The organism is Streptomyces sp. NPDC029014 (assembly GCF_055564695.1).
In genome coordinates, this window is the sequence record NZ_JBVHVT010000072.1 from 31591 (window position 1) to 47311 (window position 15721).

Consider the following 15721-nt stretch of genomic DNA (forward strand, 5'->3'; position numbering starts at 1 on the left):
CGGACGCGCGGCCCCGGTTCGCCCGATATCCGCTGGCCCGGGCACCTGCCGCATCCTAGGGTTCCGCCCATGAAGATCACCGGCACCCACGCCATGGACCGAGCCGTTTCCCTCGTCACGCGGGCACTGCGCGACGCGGCCCACCTCGACTGGACCGCGCCCGCGGCCGGACTGGAATGGAGCTGCCACGACACGGCCGTCCACATCGTCAACGACTTCACCGTGTACGCCGCCCGCCTCACCGCCCGCGCGCAGGGCCCCATGGAGGTCGAGCGGTACACCGCCCCCGGCGCCCCGCCCGCCGAGGTGCTCGGGGCCGTCGCCGCCACCGGCGCCCGGCTGACCGCCGCCGTGGCCGCGGCCGGCCCCGGCGCCCGCGCCTGGCACCCGTACGGAACGGCCGACGCCGAGGGCTTCGCCGCGATGGGCGTCGTCGAAGCCCTGGTCCACACCCACGACGTCCTCGACGCCCTCGGGGTACGCGATTTCGCCCCCGACCCGGAGCTGTGCACCTTCGCCCTGGACCGGCTCTTCCCCCACACGCCCCGCGACGCCGCCGCCCCCTGGCCGACCCTGCTCTGGGCGACCGGCCGGACCGCCCTCCCCGGGCTGCCCCGCCTCGCCGCCTGGCGCTGGTACGCCGACCCCGTCCCGGCCGGCGACCGCGTCGTGCTCTGCGAGGTCACCCCGGACGTCGCCGGCGACCTCCGCGACGGCGGCAGCGGCGGCTTCGCCTGGCCCGCGGACGGCCCCGCCGAGGGCACCCGGTTCGCCGCCGGGATGACCGCCACCGCCTACCGGGACGGCACGTACCGCCCGGGCTGGGGCGCGTACGCCGTCATCCGCACGGACGACCGCAGGGCCGTCGGCGGCATCGGCTTCCACGCCGCGCCCGACGCCGACGGGAACACCGAGGTCGGCTACGACCTCGTCCCCTCGGCCCGGGGCAACGGCCTCGCCACCGACGCGCTGAACGGCCTGGCCGCATGGGCCTTCGGGCAGCCCGGCCGGGCCGTCCTGCACGCCTCGGTCGACGAGGACAACGCCCCCTCCCACGGGGTGCTCGAACGGGCCGGCTTCGCGCGCACCGGAACCGCCGGAGGGCAGGTCCGGTACGCCCTGCGGGCCCCGGGAGGCGGCGGTCAGTAGCCGCAGTTGTTGACCCACTTGTGGGAGGAGATCCGGTCGTTCCACTCCCACGGGACGTTGCCGGCCGAGCCGTTGGGCGCACAGGTGGAAGCCCCGCCGTAGTTGACGTTCTCGTAGACGCGGACGTCCCCGTAGGAGCCGGCGTAGCCGTTGTTCCACCAGGACGACGCCTTGTCGTTCATGTCGAAGGTGCCGGTGGAGCCGCACGTGCGCCAGTCGGTGTCGTTGCCGGCCCAGCCGCACGAGGCACCGCCGCGGTTGGTGTGCTCCCAGACCCAGTAGTTGCCGTCCGCGGCGAGGCCGGAGGCGTCGGCCGGGACGGCACCCGCCGTGGTCAGCACGGCGGGAACGGCCAGCAGCGAAGCGGTGAGCGCGCCGGCCAGGAACAGGCTGCGGTACTTACGCACGGGACCCTCCAGAGGTCTCGGTGGTGGTGTCGTGCTCGGACTGCGCGAGGCGCCGCGCCTTCGGCAGCGCCTCGCTCTGGAGCCGCCACCTCAGCGTGAGCTCCGCCCGGTACCGGGTCCGGAGCTCCTCGCCGTAGGCGCGGTCCAGGGACTGGGAGACCCGGGCCAGCGGGGTGCCGGTCGCACAGGTCGCTTCGACGACGGCCAGCTCGGCCGCGGCCGCGTCCGCCTCGGCCGGAGGAAGTTCCTCGCCGAACCGGGCCGCGGCCCGCCGGGACTCGTCGGGGGTGGCGTGGGGCCGGCCCGCCGCCTTCATGCACGCGGCCCATTCGGCGACCGCCCCGGTGTAGCGCGCGTCCTCGTGGACCCGCACCTCCCGCACCGGCCGCAGGTTCATCGTGACGACCTTGACCCGGAACCAGGTCGCCGGATCGCCGTACAGGGTGCGCTGCGCATCGGCGGTGCAACCGTCCGCGGAGGCGGTGATCGTCATTCCGGTCGGCGCCTTCGCCGACAACCCCACGGGGGCGGCGCCCATCAGCGCGGTACGGGCGGCCGCGCGCCGGGCCGCCGGCAGCTGCCGGAAGTACCGCTGGTTGGGGTCGTCCTCGCGGGCCCGCGCGGCGGCCCGCTCCTCGGCGCCGCCGTAGCCGTGCTCCCGGGCCCACGCGACGTCGTCCACCGCGTACGGGAAGGAGCGCGCGCCGTCCTGCGGCACCTCGGCCACCTCGTACGGGAACCCCCGCGCCGCCATGCACCGGCTGATCAGGACCTGCTCGGCCCGCGCCAGCGTCCGGGACTCGGCGGCGCTGGGCTCGCGGGCGACGGCCCCCCGGGCGGGGGACCCGCAGCCGTCCAGGACCAGGACGACTGCCAGGGCCGCGGTCGTGGCGGTGGCGGCGAGCGCCGCGGCGGCGATGCGGTGTCGGTCCACCCGGGGCTCCTTCCTGACGTGGTGCGGTGTGCGGTCGACCCAGGTGTAGCGGCGATCCGTTGTCCGGCGTCGGGGCGGTGCGGCCGAACAAACAACCGCCGAACAATCCGCACGGGGAGGCAGGAAACCGGTCCTCCGGGGAAGGGAAGGGGCATGGCCCGCAAGGAGCGCCCACTGGACGGCGGCGACGGACCGCTGCTGCGGTTCGCCGCCGCCCTGCGCAACCTGCGCCACGACGCGGGCTCCCCGCCCTACCGCCGCCTCGCGGCCCGCGCCCACTACTCGGTGGCGACCCTGTCCGAGGCGGCGGCCGGCCGGCGGCTGCCGAGCCTGGACGTGACCCTCGCCTACGTCCGCGCCTGCGGCGGCGACACGGGGGAGTGGGAGCGGCGCTGGCACGCCGCCGCCGCCGAACTGTCCGCCGGGAGCCGCGACCCGGCCGCCGAACCCGCGGACGGGCCGGGCGCCGACCCGCCGCAGGACGCCCCCGAAGGCGTCCCGTACGTCGGCCTGTCGGCGTTCCGGGCCGAGGACGCCGACCTGTTCTTCGGCCGGGAGCGGCTCGTCGAGGAGCTCCTCGCCACCCTCGCCCGCCACCGGGTCGTCGCCCTCGTCGGCGCCTCCGGAGCCGGCAAGTCCTCCCTCCTGCACGCCGGACTGCTGCCCCGGCTCCACCGCGACGCCCCGCACACCGCGGCCCGCGTCCTGACCCCGGGACCGGACCCCCTGGGCCGGCTGGACGAGGCCCTCGCCGCCGCCCGCGAGCCCGCCACCACCGAAGAACTCGTCCTGGTCGTCGACCAGTTCGAGGAGGTCTTCACCGTCTGCGCGGACCCCGCCGCCCGGGCCCGGTTCATCACCGCCCTCTTCGACGCCGCGCAGCGGCCCGGCTCCCGCTGCCGCGTCGTCCTCGGCGTCCGCGCCGACTTCTACGCCCACTGCACCCGCCACGCCCCGCTCGTCACCGTCCTGCGCGACGCCCAGACCGTCGTCGGCCCCATGACCGCGGCCGAACTGCGCCGCGCCGTCGTCGAACCGGCCCGCCGGGCCGGCCTCACCGTCGAAGGCGCCCTCCAGGCCACCCTCGTCGCCCACGCGCACGGACAGGTCGGCGCCCTGCCCCTGCTGTCCCACGCCCTGCTGGAGACCTGGCGGCGCCGCCGCGGGGCGGCCCTGACCCTGGACGGCTTCCACGCCGCGGGCGGCTTCGAAGGAGCCCTCGCCCAGTCCGCGGAAACCCTGCACGCCTCCCTCACCGGCCGCCAGCAGCAGCTGGCCCGGCAGACCTTCGTCCACCTCATCGCCCTCGGCGAGGGCACCGAGGACACCAAACGGCCCGTCGCCCGCGACGAACTGCCCTCGGACGCCGACACCGCGACCGTGCTGGCCCGCGCCGCCCGGCTGCGGCTGCTCACCCTCGACGACGGCCGGGTCGAACTCACCCACGAGGCCCTGATCCGCGCCTGGCCCCGGCTGCGCGGCTGGCTCACCGACGACCGCGAACGCATCCGGCTGCACCGCCGCCTCACCGAAGCCGCCCGGGCCTGGGAGAACCTGGGGCGCGACCCCGGAGCCCTCTACCGCGGCACCCGGCTCGCCCTCGCCCGCGACCTCGCCGCCGGCCCCGCCACCGCACTCACCGCCGCCGAGCGGGACTTCCTCGACGCCGGACTCGCCGCCGAGGAGGCCGCCGGGAACTCGGCCCGGCGCCGCGCCCGCCGCCTCGGCTACCTCGTCGCGCTGCTCGCCGCCCTCGTCGTGATCGCGGGCGTCGCCACCGCCAGCGCCGTCCGGGCCGGCGCCGAAGTGACCCGGCAACGCAACGACGCCGTCGCCCGGAACCTCGCCGACAGCACGGGCGACCTCACCACCACCGAGCCCGGGCTGGCCGTCCAGCTCAGCCTGGCCGCGTACCGCCTCTCGCCCACCCCGAAGACCCGCGACAGCCTCGTCAGTGCGCTGATGACCACGCTGCCGGCGCACCCCAAGGAGGTCGTCGCGCTCGCCTACCGCCCCGACGGCCGGCAGCTGGCCACCGCCAGCGGCGACCACACCGCCCGGCTGTGGCGGACCCGGGGCACCGACCGGCCCGAACCCGTGGCCACGCTCACCGGGCACGGCGGCGACGTCCGCGCCCTCGCCTACCACCCCGACGGCCGCACCCTGGCCACGGGGTCCGCCGACGGCACCGCCCGACTGTGGGACGTGTCCGACCCGGCCCGACCCACCGCACTGGCCTCCCTGACCGGGCAGGGCGGCGAGGTCCGCGCCCTCGCCTACAGCCCCGACGGGCACACGCTCGCCACCTCCGGCAGCGACGGCAGCGTGGGCCTGTGGGACATGGCCGACGCCGCCCGCCCCGTCCTCCTCGCCCGGCTCGCCGGCCACCGCGACGCGGTCCGCGCGGTCGCCTTCGCCCCCGACGGCCGCACCCTGGCCAGCGCGGGAGAGGACGCCAGCGTCCGGCTCACCGACGTCACCGACCCGCGCCGCCCGACCCCACTGGCCGCCCTGGAGGGCCACGACACCGCCGTGTTCTCCGTCGCCTTCGGCCCCGACGGAGCCGTCCTCGCCTCCGCGGGCGGCGGCCGCTCCCCGATCCGGCTGTGGAACGTCGCCGACCCGCGGCGGCCCGCCCCGCTCGCCACCCTCACCGGTCACACCGACGTGGTCGGCGCCGTGGTGTTCAGCCCCGACGGACGCACCCTCGCCAGCGCCGGCGACGACCGCACGGTCCGCCTGTGGAGCGTGGCCCGCCCCGCCCGCCCCGGGCTGATGACCACCCTCACCGGCCACGCCACCGCCGTCGGCTCGGTCGCCTTCAGCCCCGACGGGGCCGTCCTCGCCTCCGGCGGCTTCGACACCACCGTCCGGCTCGCGGGAACCGACCTCGCCCGCGTGATCGCCGGGGCCTGCGCCCACACCGGTCCCCGGATCACCCGGGCCCAGTGGACCGCCCACCTCCCGTACGTCCCCTACTCGCCGCCCTGCGCCGGACTGGAACGCCCCTGAGCGGGGCCGGCCCCCGCCACCGGGTGGGCGCCTGCGCGATCCCCCCGTCGAGCCCGGTGGCCGCGTCCACGGGCCGGGCAGCCCGGCACAGCACTAGCCTGGGTGGCGGACGTCCGGCACCGGCTCGGAAAGGCAGGTCCCCATGGCGAGTTCCCCGCGTGCGGCGAGCGGCGGGGGAGCGGGCTCCCCGATCCCCGTGATCGACCTCGGGCCGTGGCGGTCCGGCGACCCGGCGGCCCGGGGGCGGATCGCCGCCGAGGTCGACGGGGCCCTCCGGGCAGCCGGATTCCTCCTGGTCACCGGGCACGGCATCGATCCGGCGCTGCCCGCCCGGATCCGGGCCGCCGCCCGGACGTTCTTCCGGCTGCCCGCGCCGGTGAAGGAGCCGTACGCGGTGACCGTCGGCGGCCGCGGCTGGCTCGGCCCGGGCGCCGAGGCCAACAGCTACGCGGAGGGCGCCGCCTCCCCGCCCGACCTGAAGGAGTCCTGGTCCTGGGCGGCGGACGAGCCCACCGGCGACCCCGCGGTGGACGCCGACTGGTTCCGCCCGAACGCCTGGCCGGCCGAGGTGCCCGGGCTCCGCCCGCCGGTGGAGGAGTACCTCACCCGGATGCGGGCCCTGTCCGACGAGCTGCTGGAGCTCCTCGCCGGCGCCCTCGGCCTCGACGAGGATCACTTCACCCGGCACACCGGCCACCCCACGTGGGGATTCAACCTCAACTGGTACCCGGGCACCGAGGTCGTCGGACCGCCGCTGCCCGGCCAGTTCCGCATCGGCGCGCACACGGACTTCGGCACCGTCACCGTCCTCGACCGCGAACCCGGCGCGGGCGGGCTCCAGATCCACACCGACGCCGACGGCTGGCAGGACGCCCCGTACGACCCGGCCGCCCTCACCGTGAACATCGGCGACCTGTTGGCCCGCTGGACGGGGGACCGGTGGCGGGCGGGCCGCCACCGGGTACTGCCGCCGCCCGCCGAGGCGCCCGCCGAGGAACTCCTGTCGCTCGTCTACTTCTACGAGTGCGACCCGCACACGCGCGTCGAGTCCCTGCCGGAGCCGATCGGCCGGACGGTCCACGAGCCGGTCGACTCCCACGCGTACCTGCGGGCGAAACTGGACGCGATCAGCGTCTCCTGACACCGCGCCGGCCACCCGCCCGTCCCCCTCGGGACGGACGGAAGGCCCTCCTGCGGGCGGAGCCCCGGATCCGCCTGCGAGACGACGATCAACGGGCCGTCCGTTGCGTAGCGTCGACTGCATGAACCGACGCCGAACCACCGCGGCCGCCGCGTTGGGCGCCCTGCTCCTGCCGCTCGTCCTGACCGCGGCCGGGACCGCCTCCGCGGCCGGGACCGCCTCCGCGGCCGGGACCGCCTCCGCGGCCGGGCCTGCCCCGGGACCCCCGGGTGCTGTGGCCGCGACCGCCACCACCGGTGTGGTACTGCCCGAACTGCCGCGCCCGAGCGGCCGGTTCGCCGTCGGGCAGGAGACCCTCCACCTCGTGGACCACGACCGCACCGACCCCTGGGCCGGGTCCGGACCGCGCGAGCTGATGGTCACCCTGCGCTATCCGGCCCACCGCGGCACGGGCGGGCCCGTGGCCCCGTACCTCACCGGCGACGAGGCCCGCCTCCTCCTCGCCGACCGGGGCCTGGAGCAGCAGGTCCCGGCCGAGAGCCTCGCCGGGACCAAGGTGTACGCCCGCTCCGGAGCGCGCCCCGTCGCCGGCCGCCACCCCCTGGTCGTCCTCTCGCCCGGCTTCACCGTGCCGCGCGCCACGCTCACCGCCCTCGCCGAGGAACTCGCCTCCCGCGGCTACGTGGTCGCCGCCGTGGACCACGCGTACGAGACCGCCGGCACCAGCTTCCCCGGCGGGCGCGTCCTGACCTGCAAGGCCTGCGAGATCGTGCAGCAGACCCGGGACTACCGGCCGGTGGCGGACAACCGTGCCCGCGACGTGTCCTTCCTGCTGGACCGGCTCACCGGCCGACACCCCGACAGGCGGCACGCCGGGCTGATCGACCGCAGCCGCATCGCCGTCGGCGGCCACTCGATGGGCGGCTCCGCGGCAGCCGCCGTGATGGCCGCCGACCCGCGGGTCCGGGCCGGCTTCGACATGGACGGCGGACTGTTCTCGCCCGTTCCCGAGCGGGGACTGGACGGCCGGCCCTTCCTGCTGCTCGGCGGGGCCGGCACCGTCCCCGGCAGCGCCCCCGACAACCCGGCCGGCTGGGACGCCAACTGGCCCCGGCTCGACGGCTGGAAACGCTGGATCACCTTCGCCGACTCCCACCACTTCACCTTCACCGACTGGCCCGCCGTCAGCGACGATCTCGGACTGCCGAGGATGACCCCGCTGCCCGGCGACCGCTCGGTCGAGCTCACCCGCCGCTTCGTGGGAGCCTTCCTCGACCTGCACCTGAAGGGCATACCGCAGCCGCTGCTCGACGGACCCGCCGCCGACGTGCCCGAGGTCCGCTTCCACCAGCCCTGACCGCCGACCCCGATAGACGGCCCTGACCGCGCCGATTTCCGCAGGCGGGGGGCGTTTCGGCAGGATGGGTCCATGACCGAGATCCGCACCCCCCGCCTCATCCTGCGCCGCTGGGACGACGACGACCTCGTCCCCCTGTCGGAGATCAACGCCGACCCGGCGGTGATGCGCTGGACCGGCGACGGCTCCCCGCTCGACCTGGAGCAGACCGCCGACGAGATCGAGCGCTGGGAGGACGAATGGGACGAGGAGGGCTTCGGCCTCTTCGCCGTCGAACTGCTCGCCTCCGGTGAGCTGATCGGCGCGGTCGGGCTGTCGGTGCCCGAGGACCTGCCCGAACTGCTGCCCGCCGTCGACCTCCGCTGGCGCCTCGGCCGCCCGTACTGGGGCCAGGGCTACGCTTCCGAGGCCGCCCAGGCAGCCCTGGAGTTCGCCCTCCAGGACCGCGGCCTGGACCGGGTGATCGCCGTGGTCCGGGCCGGTGACCGGGCCTCGCACAACGTGGCCGACAAGCTGGGCATGGCGCCCGAGCGGGAGGCCACGGACCCGGAGCACGGGCACCTGCTCCAGGTGTACGGCATCGACCTCACGGAATACGAGGGCTGACCGGGCACCGGCCACCCTTCCGCCCACCCGCCCACCCGCCCGCCCACCCGCCCGCCCGCCCGCTGACCGGGCGGGGCGGGCGGGGTGGGCAGGTCGGCCGTGGGTGGGGCTCCCGTCCGGCACCCGCGCCGCGGTGCCGTCATGCCGCGCAGGTGTCCAGCATCGTCGTGAGCATCTTCTTCTCCGCTTCCGTGACCGTCAGACCGTAGGCGGACTTCACCGTCGTCCACGCACGCCCGTAGACGCACCAGCCCGACCGGTCCGGCGGTTGCCACAGGTCCGGGCCCTGGTCACCCTTCGACCGGTTCGACGCCGCCGTGACCGCCAGCAGCTGGGGGCGGGCCAGGTCGTTGGCGAACGCCTTCCGCTTGGCGGCGTCCCACGCGGCCGCGCCCGAACGCCATCCCTCGGCGAGCGGCACCATGTGGTCGATGTCCATCTTCGCCCCGTCGGTCACCACCGCCCCGTCGTAGAGGCTCTGCCACCTCCCGGAGACCGCCCGGCACTCCGCGTCCTGCACCACGTCCGCGCCGTCGCGCCGGAGCACCACCTCGCGGGTGTTGCACGCCCCGCCCTGCTCCGCCCAGTGCGTGAACTTGGCCCTGCTGTATCCCGCCATCGTCCCACCGGGCGCCACCGTCAGCCCGGCCAGCTGCGTACGGGCCACGGCGACGCCCACCAGGCCCGGCAGGAGCTCCCCGCCGCCGCCCGCCGTGCCGGCACCGGCCTTCGGCGGCGCCGCGGACGACCCGGCCGGCGCGGGCGCCGGGGGCGGCGCGGAGGGGCCGGAACCAGCCGGGCCGTCCGTACCGTTCGCCGTGCACCCCGTCGCGGCCAGCAGCAGCGAAGCCGCCAGCACCGCGCCCCGCACCCGTATCTGACGTCCCATGAACCCCACCCCGAGACCCCGGTTCGCGCACTGTCTCGAAAACAGTACCCAGAACCGGACATTCGGCCCAGTGCCCGCATCCGACGGCAGCCCCTCGACCCCGATCCGAGCCCCCTGGCGGGGCGTTGTCAGTGGCCCTCGCTAATCTCCCCGCATACCGCAGCTCAGGGGGGCTTTTCGGCCGTACCCGACGCTGCGCGGAATCGGATCGGGCAGGCGGAAGGGCGCGAGGCACATGGCTTGGCTGGCGGCGGGCGAGGGATACGAGATCGCCCTGGTGGAAGGAAAGGTGGCGGCGCGGTCCACCACCGGGCGCACGGCGGGACGGCAGCTGAAGTCACTGCCCAAGGCGCTGCGGGACCACCCCGAGGTGGACCGGCTGCGCCGGCTCGCCGAATGGCTCGACCGGCACGAGGCGGCCTGCATCGCCCAGGTCGACACCTGGATGGTGTCCTCCCTGCCCGTGCCCACCGCACTGTTGGCCCGGGTCTGGCCGGACGAGGCCTGGCAGAACGCGCTGCGCGACCTCGCCGTCGTCGGTGACGACCCCGACGAGGTGGGCTTCCTGCGCGACGCCACCGCCTCCGGCGAGCTGAAGGTGGTCAACCTCGACGGCGAGACCGTCCGGCTCTCCCCGCGCACCGTGACCCTGCCCCACCCCGTGCTGCTGCCCGACCTGGACGACGTACGGGACTTCGCGGCCGAACTCGGCATCGTGCAGCGCGTCGAACAGATCCACCGGGCGACCTGGCTGAAGCCCGAGGGGCTCGCCGCCAAGGACACCGAGGTCCGCGACTACGCGGGCGGCGTCTTCCCCAACCGGTTCGGCCTGGCCGCCCGCGCCACCGGCCTCGGCTACCGCGTCTCCGGCGGCTACGCCACCTGCGCGGTCCGCGACACCGGCCGGGCCACCGAGGCCGCCGTCTGGATCGGTGAGCCCTACTACGAGGACGAGGCCACCACCGGGGCCCTGACCTGGCACGACGAGGACGGCCGGGCGGTACGCCTGTCCGAGGTCGGACCGGTCGCCTGGTCCGAGGGCATGCGCATGGCCGCCGCACTGTACGCCGGACGCAAGATCGAAGAAGGCAAGGACGCACGATGACCACCACGACCACGACCACGAATGCGGCCCCCGGCACCACCGCGACCGGCACCGCGACCGAGGCCGCACTGCTCCTGAAGGCCGGCGCCGTGCTCCCCGTCGGCACCGACGGCGCGGGACCCTCCGCCGTCGACCTGACCGCCCGCAGCTACCACCACCCCGCCCTGCCCGACGGCCGCGTCGTCGTCCGGCTCGCCGCCGCCGAACTCGGCCCCGCCGAAGACCTGGCCGTCGGCTTCCTCGGCCTCGTCCCCGACGAGGGCGAGCCGCCCGTCGTCGGCCTCGGCCAGCGCCAGGCCCTCGGCTTCCCCGAATGGGTCCTCGTCCACCACCCCGAGGACGGCCACCACGCCCTCGCCGTCGTCCCCGAACTCGACCGGGTCGCCCGCCAGGCCAAGACCAAGCCCAAGGCCGCCCTCGACGCCGTCCACGAGCTGGCCGGCCGGCTCGGCGCCGCGGTACCGCACTTCCTGCCCGTCTTCTACGAGCAGGCCGCCCGCCTCTTCCTCGCCGTCGAGAACACCGCGTACGCCTCCCAGCTCTTCGGGCGCGCCCGCACCAGCGAGGCCCAGCACGGCCTCACCGTCGACGAGGACCGCCTCGACGCCGTCTTCCTCGAGTTCGCCCTCGTCGGCGCCCTCCCCGTGAAGGTCCTCACCGGCTACGCTAAGGAGCTCTCGGCCCGCGTCAGCCCCGCCGAGGCCCACGCCCGCTTCCGCCGCCTGTGCGTCCGCCGCACCGCCGGCGGCCTGCCGCCCTCCGCCCAGGCCGCGACCGAGCTGCGCCGCCTCGCCCGGGCCGCCGGCCTGACCGGCAGCCAGGCCGAGCAGGAGTACCTCGCCGAGCTGCTGCCGCTGCCCGCCACCCTGCGCGCCGCGTACGGCTGGTGGAAGGCGCACCGCACCGCGCTGATCGCCCTGGCCCGCCGCGAGCCCGCCGTCCGCGGCACCCTCCTCGACCTGATGCCGCCCGGCGGCGGGGACGGCGAACTGTCCGCGCTGTGGCTGGACATCCTCGAGGAGTCCGGCGCCACCGCCGGGCTCCTCGACGCCGGCCTGCCCGCAGAGCAGCGCTGCGCCGACGGCGCCGCCGGCTGGCTGGAGCGCTTCCACCACGCCCGCCACACCGGCTGGGGGCAGCGCCCCACCCTGCCCGCCCTCCTCGACCTCGTCACCCGCGCCGCGGACCGGCTGCGCGCCGACCTCGCCGAGCCCGGACGCGAGGCCGGGCTGCGCATCGGCGTCCAGGACGTCGACGTGCTCGACCTGCTCCTCTCCCTCGGGATCCCGGTCGCCGACCCCGAGGAGAACCCCCGCTCGCACTACCGCCACAACCAGCTGAACCTGTCCGACTGGGCCCGCGCCGACCAGCGCCGCGATCTGCTCGCCCTCGCCGCCGACCAGCGGTTCCGGCCGGCGTTCCGCCGCGCCGTCAACTCCTACGGAGACGCCAACTCCGGGGGCGACGTCATGCGCCGCCTCGCGGCCTCGCCCGGCGGCCGGCCGATGCTCACCGAATGGATGCAGGAGGTCGCCCGCAACTCCAAGGCCGCCGGCCTGCCCGGACTGCCCGACGCCATCAACCGGCTGACGTGGCTGCCCGCCGAGGCCCTCGAACTCGCCCGCGAGGAGGTGGCCGACGCGGCCGCCGCCGACCTCGGCGAGATCCTCGCCCGCACCCTGCGCGGCGGCCTCTTCGAGGAGTACGTCTGGCCCGCGTTCGAGGAGGCCATGGTCGAACTCGCCGACCGCAAGGCGCTGCACCGCGGCAACCTGACCGTCGTCGAGGCCTGGCCCCACCTCATCGTCGCCAACCCCGTCCAGGTCCGCGTCATCGACGCCGACTCCACCGTGCTCACCCACGACCTGCGCGTGCCGGCCGGCGGCTCGTACCAGTACGGGTTCCACTACGTCGACGGCGCACTGCTCGTCTTCTGGTCCACCTGGGGCAGCGAGGTCCGTGGCTACTGGCACACCGACCCGCAGAACGTCTTCACCCTCAGCACCGACCGCTCCCACTGGTCGCTGCGCTCCGACGAGATCAGCCTGCCCCTGCCCGGCGGCGGCCGCACCGTCGGCGGCGGCGTCCTCCACGCCGGGGACACCGAACTGCCCCCCGAGCAGGCCCTGCTGTCCGACGGCACCTCGTACTGGGTGTGGCGGCGCCGCGAACAGGACAAGCCCGCCGGCTGGTGCGAGTACAACCCCGCGGACGGCACCCACGGCCGCTTCTCCCAGCCCGCCTTCCTCACCGACGTGCTCAGCGCCCACCGCGGCCACGACGCCTTCGGCGCCCACGCCGCCTGGCTGCGGCCCGCACCCACCGTCGAGGGCTCGGCCCTCGGCGCGCCCGCCGACGGCCTCCTCGGCTGGTGCGCCGTCCGCGTCAAGGGCGACGGCTGGTACGGCCGCGACACCGCCGGCCGCACCGTCCGCCTCCCCGAGGACGCCCACGTGCCCGCCGCCGCCCTCGCCCTCCCCGGCGACGACCGGCCGCGCGCCCTCACGCACCGCTGGCGCGAGCTGAGCATCACCGACCCCGACGGCGTCGTCACGGTCAAGACCAACGGCGACTACCGCAACGAGGGCCTCGCCACCGGCAGCGTCACCCTCCCGCCGGTGCCCTTCTGGTACGCCCTGCGCCCCCGCGACCCCGAGGGCTCCACCGCCCTGCGCACCGCCGACCGGGACACCGTCGCCGCCCTGATGGCGGCGGCCGCCGCCGCGGAGAAGGCGTCCGACCTGCCCGGCCTGGTCGCCGCCGCCTTCCCGCAGGCCACCGCGCCCGAACTGGTCGGCGGCATCATCGAGGTGCTGCGCTTCGCCCTCACCCAGCAGAAGGCCCTGGACGGCATCGCCGCCCGCCTCGACTCCGCCGCCGCCGACGGCCCCGGCGAACCGGAGGGCCCCACCGACCAGCTCGTCGAGAACGCCCTGCGCGGCGTCATCGGCACCGGCTACTACCACTGGGGCGCCGAGCGCGACGTCGCCCACCAGTACCTGCACCGCCTCGCCGCCGCGACCGCCGACACCGGCGCCACCGCGGTACCCGGCCGGCTCCACTTCGATGCGCCCGGACTCGAATACTCCGGGCTCCCGTTCACGCCGATGCTCGACCACCCCGCAGCCATCGCCTACCGGGCCGTCGCGCCCGGCGCCACCGACGAGCAGCGGGCCGCCCTGTGCGGACTGCTCGGCACGATCGACGCCCTCGGCCTGGCCTCCGCCGCAGGATCCGCCGACCGCTGGCGTCGTGTCCTGGTCCACCTCGACGACCACCACCTGAGCACCCCCGACGGCCTGGGCCGCAACTTCTCGCACCGCAGCCTGCTCCCCCTCGGCGGCGGCGCCGTCCTCGCCCTCACCGAGCACACCGAGAGCGTGCCCGCAGGCGGCCGCGAGTTCGGGGCCCTGCTCCACGACCCGTCCGGCCGGTTCACCGTCCCCGGCCCCTACACCCTGCGCGGCGAGGCCCCCGTCGGCGACCGCGAGCGCGGCCCCGGCTGGCTGACCGACTTCCTCACCGAGGCCGCCGCCCGCGGCCCCGTACCGCCGCGGCCCGCGGCCGCCGACGCGTTCGCGCAGCTGACCGGCGTCTCCGCCACCACGGCCAAGCTGCTGCTCGCCGGCCTGCCCCACATCGACAGCTACGAGCACAACTTCCTGTCGGCCGAACTGCGCACGGCCCTCGGCGTGAAGGCCGCCGACGCCAAGCACGCCCGCACCGAGCTCAAGGCGCTCGACATCGACCTGCGCCGGTCCCTCGTCGCGGCCCTGCTGCCCGCCGACCCGGCCCGGCTGTGGACCGACGGCCCCGACGTCGAGGCCGCCGCCGAGCTGTGGAACCGGCGCGTGGGCCGCCGTACGCCCGTCCCCGAGTGGCTGCTCGCCGAGGCCACCCGCGCCGTACGCACCTCCTCGTCCACGCACCGGGCCCTCGTCACGGTCCTCGACCCCGAGGCGTCCCCGGCGCTGGGCGCCGACACGGAGTGGAGGGTCCACAACGACCGGGTGGAGCCCAGCACACCGTGCGCGGAGCCGTTCGACGGATCGGTCCTGACCGACACCGTCGCCCTGACCGCCTGGCTCGCCCACCGGCTCCCCGCCGGCGACCCCGTCCGGGCCCTCCTGCCGCCGGCGCTCACCGCCGTACGGCAGCGGCTCGCCTCCCCCGGACTCCTGCTCGACCTGGGGTACTACGCGTACCTCCCCGACTTCCGCAAGGCCGCCGGCACCCCCACCGAGACCGCGGAGGGCCACGAGCGCTACGGCGCGGTCGTCATGGCCACCCACGACGACCGGCCCAGGCCCGCCCTGCGCACCGCCCTGCTCGACTCCACCGGCTCCGACCCCTACCTGCCGGCCCTGCGCGGCGCCGACCAGAAGCCGTCCGCGGTCGAGACCGCCCTGCGCCGCGTCCAGGACCCGCGGTTCGCGGCGCTGCTCGCCGACCCGGGCGCGCCGGTCGCGGGGGAGGCGGGCCCGGACGGTACGTGGTGGCCGCAGGATCCGGGCCGGTCGGTGCCGCAGCTGGTGGCCGAGGTGCGGGCCGCGTACGGGCTGGGTGCGGATGCGGCGGTGCTGTACCTGATGCTGCTGGCGATGGCCGACCCCACGGACCGGAACACGGCCCGGTGGACGGGCTGGAAGCCGGCCCGGCTGAAGGCGGCCCGCGCCGAACTGGCCGCCACCGACCTGGTGGTGACGGCCACCCGCACCCGAGCGGGGCGCACCCTGTTCCTCCCCGGCCCCTGGGCCGAGATGGCCTCCCCGAACCTGCCCGTCGAGCAGTGGAAGCTGCCCCTGTACGAGGGCCTCGCCCCCGGCGGCAGCCCGGCGCTCCGCGTCCTGGTGCCCGCCGAACCGGCCGCGGACCTCTACCGCCGGGCCTGGCAGCGGGTCACCGACGGCGACGTCCCGCGCTTCGAGGAGCTCAAGGTCAAGCGCACCCGCACCCGCCGCCGCTGACGGCACTGGGGGGGGGGGGGGGGGGCGGGGGGGGGGGGGGGGGGGGGGGTGCCCCCCCCCCCCCGCCTCCGCAGGACCGCGGCGAACCCCCCAGGCCGTGGTGGCGGTCCGTGCCCAGGCTGGTCACCGCCGCGGTGGCGGTGGCAGCCGTGGT

The 15721-nt window shown here is 76.3% G+C and carries 10 protein-coding genes; 7 read left to right on the forward strand and 3 right to left on the reverse strand.

Going from position 1 to position 15721, the window contains the following annotated elements; genetic code table 11:
- Positions 1–69 precede the first annotated feature (69 nt).
- The gene (locus tag ACZ4VL_RS30840) at positions 70–1149 is read left to right on the forward strand and encodes a GNAT family N-acetyltransferase (RefSeq protein WP_468206437.1); all 1080 of its coding nucleotides are present in this window, start codon (positions 70–72) and stop codon (positions 1147–1149) included.
- Here the strand turns inward: ACZ4VL_RS30840 and ACZ4VL_RS30845 are convergent.
- Positions 1143–1556 carry a peptidase inhibitor family I36 protein gene (locus ACZ4VL_RS30845; RefSeq protein WP_468206440.1) on the reverse strand — a complete coding sequence of 138 codons (414 nt, stop codon included), beginning with the start codon at positions 1554–1556 and terminating at the stop codon, positions 1143–1145. The two genes, ACZ4VL_RS30840 and ACZ4VL_RS30845, sit on opposite strands and share 7 nt — an antisense overlap.
- Positions 1549–2490, reverse strand: coding sequence for a hypothetical protein (locus tag ACZ4VL_RS30850; protein WP_468206443.1), 942 nt, complete (start codon positions 2488–2490; stop codon positions 1549–1551). Before ACZ4VL_RS30850 ends, ACZ4VL_RS30845 begins: the two co-directional genes overlap by 8 nt.
- A gap of 153 nt (positions 2491–2643) precedes the next feature.
- On the opposite strand from ACZ4VL_RS30850, the gene ACZ4VL_RS30855 reads away from it, so the two are divergent.
- The 4 genes from ACZ4VL_RS30855 to ACZ4VL_RS30870 all read left to right on the forward strand — a co-directional run bounded on the left by ACZ4VL_RS30855 (position 2644) and on the right by ACZ4VL_RS30870 (position 8606).
- Positions 2644–5502 (forward strand): nSTAND1 domain-containing NTPase, encoded by a 2859-nt coding sequence (locus ACZ4VL_RS30855; protein WP_468206446.1) that lies wholly within the window; start codon positions 2644–2646, stop codon positions 5500–5502.
- Positions 5503–5644: 142 nt separating this feature from the next.
- Positions 5645–6643 carry an isopenicillin N synthase family dioxygenase gene (locus tag ACZ4VL_RS30860; RefSeq protein ID WP_468206449.1) on the forward strand — a complete coding sequence of 333 codons (999 nt, stop codon included), beginning with the start codon at positions 5645–5647 and terminating at the stop codon, positions 6641–6643.
- 121 nt (positions 6644–6764) lie between these two features.
- Positions 6765–8000 carry an alpha/beta hydrolase family protein gene (locus ACZ4VL_RS30865; RefSeq protein ID WP_468206452.1) on the forward strand — a complete coding sequence of 412 codons (1236 nt, stop codon included), beginning with the start codon at positions 6765–6767 and terminating at the stop codon, positions 7998–8000.
- A gap of 72 nt (positions 8001–8072) precedes the next feature.
- Positions 8073–8606: a GNAT family N-acetyltransferase gene (locus tag ACZ4VL_RS30870; protein WP_468206455.1), complete on the forward strand. Its 534-nt coding sequence runs from the start codon at positions 8073–8075 to the stop codon at positions 8604–8606.
- A 139-nt stretch (positions 8607–8745) separates the two neighbouring features.
- Here ACZ4VL_RS30870 and ACZ4VL_RS30875 read toward each other — a convergent pair whose 3' ends face one another.
- Positions 8746–9495, reverse strand: coding sequence for an HNH endonuclease family protein (locus ACZ4VL_RS30875; protein WP_468206457.1), 750 nt, complete (start codon positions 9493–9495; stop codon positions 8746–8748).
- A gap of 235 nt (positions 9496–9730) precedes the next feature.
- Between ACZ4VL_RS30875 and ACZ4VL_RS30880 the strand changes: the two genes are divergently transcribed.
- Together ACZ4VL_RS30880 and ACZ4VL_RS30885 are read left to right on the forward strand one after the other, a co-directional pair.
- Positions 9731–10600: a DUF4132 domain-containing protein gene (locus tag ACZ4VL_RS30880; RefSeq protein ID WP_468206459.1), complete on the forward strand. Its 870-nt coding sequence runs from the start codon at positions 9731–9733 to the stop codon at positions 10598–10600.
- Positions 10597–15567, forward strand: a complete 4971-nt coding sequence (locus ACZ4VL_RS30885; RefSeq protein WP_468206462.1) for a DNA-binding protein — start codon at positions 10597–10599, stop codon at positions 15565–15567. Before ACZ4VL_RS30880 ends, ACZ4VL_RS30885 begins: the two co-directional genes overlap by 4 nt.
- Positions 15568–15721 lie beyond the last annotated feature (154 nt).

Bases quoted from the DNA above. Each gene is read 5' to 3' on its own strand.
- ACZ4VL_RS30840 (WP_468206437.1), top strand. From the start codon at position 70: ATGAAGATCACCGGCACCCACGCCATGGACCGAGCCGTTTCCCTCGTC.
- ACZ4VL_RS30855 (WP_468206446.1), top strand. From the start codon at position 2,644: ATGGCCCGCAAGGAGCGCCCACTGGACGGCGGCGACGGACCGCTGCTG.
- ACZ4VL_RS30860 (WP_468206449.1), top strand. From the start codon at position 5,645: ATGGCGAGTTCCCCGCGTGCGGCGAGCGGCGGGGGAGCGGGCTCCCCG.
- ACZ4VL_RS30865 (WP_468206452.1), top strand. From the start codon at position 6,765: ATGAACCGACGCCGAACCACCGCGGCCGCCGCGTTGGGCGCCCTGCTC.
- ACZ4VL_RS30870 (WP_468206455.1), top strand. From the start codon at position 8,073: ATGACCGAGATCCGCACCCCCCGCCTCATCCTGCGCCGCTGGGACGAC.
- ACZ4VL_RS30875 (WP_468206457.1), bottom strand. From the start codon at position 9,495: ATGGGACGTCAGATACGGGTGCGGGGCGCGGTGCTGGCGGCTTCGCTG.
- ACZ4VL_RS30880 (WP_468206459.1), top strand. From the start codon at position 9,731: ATGGCTTGGCTGGCGGCGGGCGAGGGATACGAGATCGCCCTGGTGGAA.
- ACZ4VL_RS30885 (WP_468206462.1), top strand. From the start codon at position 10,597: ATGACCACCACGACCACGACCACGAATGCGGCCCCCGGCACCACCGCG.